The following is a 4,891-nucleotide window of genomic DNA, read 5'->3' as shown; positions in this document are numbered from 1 at the left end:
CACAAAGGGAAGGTGACAGACATGAGGGTGTTCGTGGCAGGAGGCACCGGGGCCATCGGGCAGCGGCTGGTGCCGCAGCTGGTGGCACGGGGTCACCAGGTGACTGCGACCACGTCGCGGCCGGCCAAGCTCGGCACGCTGGAGGAGCTGGGCGCCGAGGCGGTCATGATGGACGGGCTGGACGAGGGCTCGGTCGGTGAGGCGGTGGCGGCGGCGAAGCCGGACACGGTCGTGCACCAGATGACGGCGATCGCCGGCAAGCCGGACATGAAGCACATGGACCGGTGGTTCGCGACCACCAACCGGCTGCGCACCGAGGGCACCGACCACCTGCTGGCGGCGGCCGAGGCAGCCGGCGTCTCCCACGTCGTCGCGCAGAGCTTCGGCAGCTTCAACGGCCTCCGGACCGGCGGGTGGGTGAAGACCGAGGGGGAGCCGCTGGAGCCGATGACGGGGACGGTGGCGGAGCCGCAGATGGCCGCCATCCAGCACGTCGAGGACGTAGTGGTGAAGGCGGGCGGCGCCGCCCTGCGCTACGGCGGCTTCTACGGGCCAGGCGCAAGTGACGACCAGCTCGAGGTCGTCCGCAAGCGGCAGTTCCCGCTCGTCGGCGGGGGCACCGGCTACTTCTCGTGGGTGCACCTCGACGACGCGGCGACCGCCACCGTGCTCGCGGTCGAGCAGCAGGCCCAAGGCATCTACAACATCGTCGACGACGAGCCGGCCCCGGCCAGCGAGTGGCTGCCCTACCTCGCTGCCGCGGCCGGGGCCAAGAAGCCGATGCGGGTGCCGGTGTGGCTGGCCCGGCTGATCGCCGGTGAGGTCGCCGTGGGGATGATGACCGAGGGACGCGGCTTCTCCAACGCCAAGGCCAAGGGTGAGCTGGGCTGGGAGCTGCACTACCCGTCGTGGCGGCAAGGCTTCAAGGAAGGGCTGGCGTGACCCGGGCGGAGGAGTTCGAGGCGCTGCGGCCGCTGCTGTTCTCGATCGCCTACCGGCTGCTCGGCAGCGTGAGCGAGGCGGAGGACGCGGTTCAGGAGACCTGGCTGCGCTTCGACGACGCCCCGTCCCCGCCGCGGTCGACGAAGGCGTTCCTCTCCGCGGTCGTGACCCGGATCTCGATCGACGTGCTCCGCTCGGCCCGGGTCCGCCGGGAGGCGTACGTCGGCGAGTGGTTCCCGGAGCCCCTGCTCGACGACCCCTACGAGGACCCGGCCCGCTCCGCCGAGCTGGCCGACTCGGTCTCGATGGCCGCCCTGCTGCTCCTCGAGCGGCTCAGCCCGCTGGAACGCGCGGTGTTCGTGCTGAGGGAGGTCTTCGGCTTCAGCTTCGCCGAGGTGGCGTCGGCGGTCGGGCGGTCGGAGGCCTCCGTCCGCCAGCTCGCGGTGCGGGCCCGCCGCCACATGGACGCCGGCCGGCCGCGGTTCGAGGCCGACCGGCAGGAGCACGAGGCGCTCGCCGACCGGTTCTTCGACGCCTTCCGCGAGGGCGACGTGGACGGGCTGCGCGAGCTGCTCGCCGCGGACGTCCAGATGGTCGGTGACGGCGGAGGCAAGGCGCCGCAGTGGGCCCGGGGCGTCATCGGCGCCGACAACGTGGCCCGCGTCCTCGTCGCGATGGCCGTGCCGATGCTGCGGATCGGCGTCGTCGTGGAGCCGCACGAGGTCAACGGCCAGCCGGGTGCGATCTTCCGCGACCGGGACGACAAGGTGCTCACCACCTGGACGCTCGACGTGCTCGACGGGCGGATCCAGGCGATCCGCTCGGTGCTGAACCCCGACAAGCTCGCGCACGTCGGGCCGGTGGCGGACGCCTGGGCGGTCCTCCGCGAGGCCAACGAGGCCCGCCGGTCCACCGATGGACCCGACGGACCCGACTGACCCGACTGACCCGACTGACCCGACTGACCCGACTGACGCACGGCCTCAGCGGCTGGCGCCGTCGCTCCAGCTGCCCGGCAGCAGGTAGCGGATCGCGGCGGTCGTCGCCGGCGACGGGGCGGCCGGCACCGGGGAGGTCACGAGGATGACCACCGCCTCGGCCAGGGTCCGGACCTTGATGTTCTGGTGGCTGGACACCCGGACCAGCAGGGCCCACGCGGCGTCGGCGTCGATGCGATGGGTCGCCATGAGCACCCCGCGGGCCTGGTCGACGACGGCGTGGGACTCGAGTGCCTCCTGGAGCTGCTGGATCCGGATGTCGTGGTCGACGACCTGGCCGTCGACGGAGGGACCGGCGACGAGCCGGTCAGGAGCAGGGTCGGGTGCGACGGTGTCCTCGGTGGACAAGGCGGGCTCAACCTCACGGGCAAGGGGCGTGCTGGTCGGCCCTGCTCTGGACCCGTGACCCAAGAACGAGCAGAGGATAGCCGTACGTCGCTGCCGGCCGACGGCGACGTACGCCCGGTCACGGGTCAGCCCAGGTCGTCCGGCGGCTCGGGGTCGCCGCGCCGGCGCAGCAGGCCGACTCCCGGCAGCCCGGTCACCACCCGGCGCAGGTCCTCGACCACCTCGAGCAGCTCGTGCAGGTCGGGACCTACCCGGTCCAGGGTCTTGAGCACCGGCAGCAGGTCGGTGTCCACGTGCTCGAGCACGACCGGCATCCGGTCGATCAGTGACACCGCCGCGTCCACCTCGTGCCCGGACAGGCCGTCGGCGAGGCGCACCGCCTGCGGGGCGAGCTTGCGGCCCACCGGCTCCCAGGTGCCCAGCACGGTGTCCATCCGGTCGACCAGCCCGCCCGCCCCGTCGACCCGGCGGCCGGCGTCGCGGGTGACGACGGCGGCCGCCTCGACGGTCGCCCGGGCCTTGGCGTTCGACTCGGCGGCCTCGTCGGCGACGGCCTCGACCCGACTGATGACGGCCTGGGTGCGGTCGACCACGCCTTCCACGTGGTCGAGCAGCGCCTCTACCCGGGTCATGGCCTGGACGGCTCGGGGCACCAGGCCGATCGCGGTCTCCACCGCCTCGGCGGCCGACATGGCGCCGCCGATGACGGCGGCCGGGCCGGGGAAGGGCAGTCGCACGGGGGTCTCCTCGGGTCAGCAGCCGGCGGGTGTGGGCGACGGGGACGGCGACAGGACGGCGGCAGCCTCGGCCGGCGCCACCAGCGCGGTGAAGCCGATCCCCACCACCAGGTCGACCGACCCGCCGGGGCGGCCGTCCGGGACGGACACGACCGGACCGACCTGCGCAGCGACGCTCCGGGCCGCCGCGGCGCCGTCGTCGCCGTGGCGGACCTCTGCTGCACCGGTCACCGTCCGGCCCAAGGGGTCGTTGTCCACCTTTCGAACGTCGAAACCGCGCTGCTCGAGCTGTCCGGCGACCTTGGCGGCCAGGCCGCGCCGGTCGGTCGCGTTGTAGACGTTGACCCGCACCTTGGCCGGTGCGAGCGCGGACGGCACCGGGGACGACGTCGGGCAGGGTCGCTCCGGCTGGGCCCGGACGTCCGGCTCGTCGTCCCCCCTCGTGGACAGCCAGGCGAGCACGGCGAGCGTCACGAGCAGTAGCAGCGTCAACGTGACCGCCGCGACCCGGCGCCCACCGCCGCCACCCCGGCGCTGGCGCAGCGGGCGGGCGCCCTCGCCGCGCGGGGTGAACATGGACACGGCAGGTGGGCCTCAGTCGTCGAGCTCGAGCACGCGCGCGTGGAGCATGGGGCGCTGCTGGAGGGCGGCGCGCAGCGCGCGGTGCAGCCCGTCCTCGAGGTAGAGCTCGCCGCGCCACTGCACGACGTGGGCGAAGAGGTCGCCGAAGTAGGTCGAGTCCTCCGTCATCACCCGGTCGAGATCCATCTCGCGCTTGGTCGTGATCAGCTCGTCGATGCGGACCTGCGTCGGCGACAGGTCGCCCCACTGGCTCTGGGTCAGACCGTGCTCGGGGTAGGGCCGCCCGTCCCCGACCGCCTTGAAGATCACCCTCGCCAGCATAGGCTTGCCGCCTCGTCGAGCGGCCGCAGGGAGGCGTCCATGCCGGGCAGCAGTGCTGCGAGCGGTGCGGCGCCGGACCAGGCGGCGCAGGTCGCGGCCGGCTACGCGTTCGAGGGGCCGGCGATCGAGCTCGGTGCCCTCGTCGAGGACGGCACGGCCCGGCCCGAGGCAGCGGTGCGCATCCCGCTCGCCATGGTCAACCGGCACGGCTTGGTCGCCGGCGCCACCGGCACGGGCAAGACCAAGACGCTGCAGCTGATGGCCGAGCAGCTCTCGGCCGCCGGGGTGCCGGTGCTCGCCGCCGACATCAAGGGCGACCTGTCCGGCATCGCGCAGGCCGGCGACGCCAACGACAAGGTCAGCGCCCGGGCCACCGAGGTGGGACAGACCTGGTCGGGCGTCGGCTGCCCGGTCGAGCTGCTGGCCCTGGGCGGCGTGGGGCAGGGGCTGCCGCTGCGGGCAACCATGACGTCGTTCGGGCCGACCCTGCTCTCGAAGGTGCTCGGCCTCAACGAGGTGCAGGAGTCCTCGCTCGGCCTGGTGTTCCACTTCGCCGACAAGGCCGGGCTGCCGATGCTCGACCTCAAGGACCTGCGGGCGGTCATCCAGTACCTCACCAGCGACGAGGGCGAGGAGGAGCTGAAGTCGCTCGGCGGGCTGTCAAGGGCGACGGCCGGGGTCATCCTGCGCGAGCTGATCGCCTTCGAGGACCAGGGCGCCGAGGCGTTCTTCGGCGAGCCGGAGTTCGACACCGCCGACTTGATGCGGGTCGACGCGTCCGGTCGAGGGGTCGTGTCTCTGCTCGAGCTGCCGCAGCTGCAGGACCGGCCACGGATCTTCTCGACGTTCCTCATGTGGCTGCTCGCCGACCTCTTCGAGGAGCTGCCCGAGGTCGGCGACGTCGACAAGCCCAAGCTGGTGTTCTTCTTCGACGAGGCGCACCTGCTCTTCGACGACGCGTCC

7 protein-coding genes are annotated in these 4,891 nt (G+C 73.1%); 3 read left to right on the top strand and 4 right to left on the bottom strand.

What is annotated here, in order from left to right; genetic code table 11:
* The first annotated feature begins 21 nt into the window (after nucleotides 1-21).
* Both VK640_14120 and VK640_14115 read left to right on the top strand, forming a co-directional pair.
* Nucleotides 22-942 carry an NAD(P)-dependent oxidoreductase gene (locus tag VK640_14120; GenBank protein HTE74318.1) on the top strand — a complete coding sequence of 307 codons (921 nt, stop codon included), beginning with the start codon at nucleotides 22-24 and terminating at the stop codon, nucleotides 940-942.
* Complete coding sequence (locus VK640_14115) at nucleotides 939-1,880, top strand: RNA polymerase sigma-70 factor (GenBank protein ID HTE74317.1); 942 nt, start codon at nucleotides 939-941, stop codon at nucleotides 1,878-1,880. The genes VK640_14120 and VK640_14115 overlap by 4 nt, the downstream gene beginning before the upstream one ends.
* 45 nt (nucleotides 1,881-1,925) lie before the next feature.
* On the opposite strand, the gene VK640_14110 is transcribed toward VK640_14115, so the two are convergent.
* From VK640_14110 to VK640_14095, 4 genes are all read right to left on the bottom strand, one after another.
* Nucleotides 1,926-2,288: an ANTAR domain-containing protein gene (locus VK640_14110; protein HTE74316.1), complete on the bottom strand. Its 363-nt coding sequence runs from the start codon at nucleotides 2,286-2,288 to the stop codon at nucleotides 1,926-1,928.
* Between the two features lie 125 nt (nucleotides 2,289-2,413).
* Nucleotides 2,414-3,025, bottom strand: coding sequence for a hypothetical protein (locus tag VK640_14105; GenBank protein ID HTE74315.1), 612 nt, complete (start codon nucleotides 3,023-3,025; stop codon nucleotides 2,414-2,416).
* Between the two features lie 15 nt (nucleotides 3,026-3,040).
* The gene (locus tag VK640_14100) at nucleotides 3,041-3,601 is read right to left on the bottom strand and encodes a LytR C-terminal domain-containing protein (protein ID HTE74314.1); all 561 of its coding nucleotides are present in this window, start codon (nucleotides 3,599-3,601) and stop codon (nucleotides 3,041-3,043) included.
* A gap of 18 nt (nucleotides 3,602-3,619) precedes the next feature.
* A complete protein-coding gene (locus VK640_14095) occupies nucleotides 3,620-3,916 on the bottom strand; it encodes a type II toxin-antitoxin system VapB family antitoxin (GenBank protein ID HTE74313.1) in 297 nt (98 codons plus the stop codon).
* Nucleotides 3,917-3,967: 51 nt separating this feature from the next.
* On the opposite strand from VK640_14095, the gene VK640_14090 reads away from it, so the two are divergent.
* Nucleotides 3,968-4,891, top strand: a 924-nt coding sequence (locus tag VK640_14090) for a helicase HerA-like domain-containing protein (GenBank protein HTE74312.1), incomplete at its 3' end; no start/stop codon positions are given.

It is taken from the genome of Actinomycetes bacterium (genome assembly GCA_035489715.1).
Taxonomy (GTDB): Bacteria; Actinomycetota; Actinomycetes; order JACCUZ01; family JACCUZ01; genus DATHAP01.
This window is presented reverse-complemented; position numbering and strand designations above follow the sequence as displayed.

Bases quoted from the DNA above. Each gene is read 5' to 3' on its own strand.
- VK640_14100 (HTE74314.1), bottom strand. From the start codon at position 3,601: ATGTTCACCCCGCGCGGCGAGGGCGCCCGCCCGCTGCGCCAGCGCCGG.
- VK640_14120 (HTE74318.1), top strand. From the start codon at position 22: ATGAGGGTGTTCGTGGCAGGAGGCACCGGGGCCATCGGGCAGCGGCTG.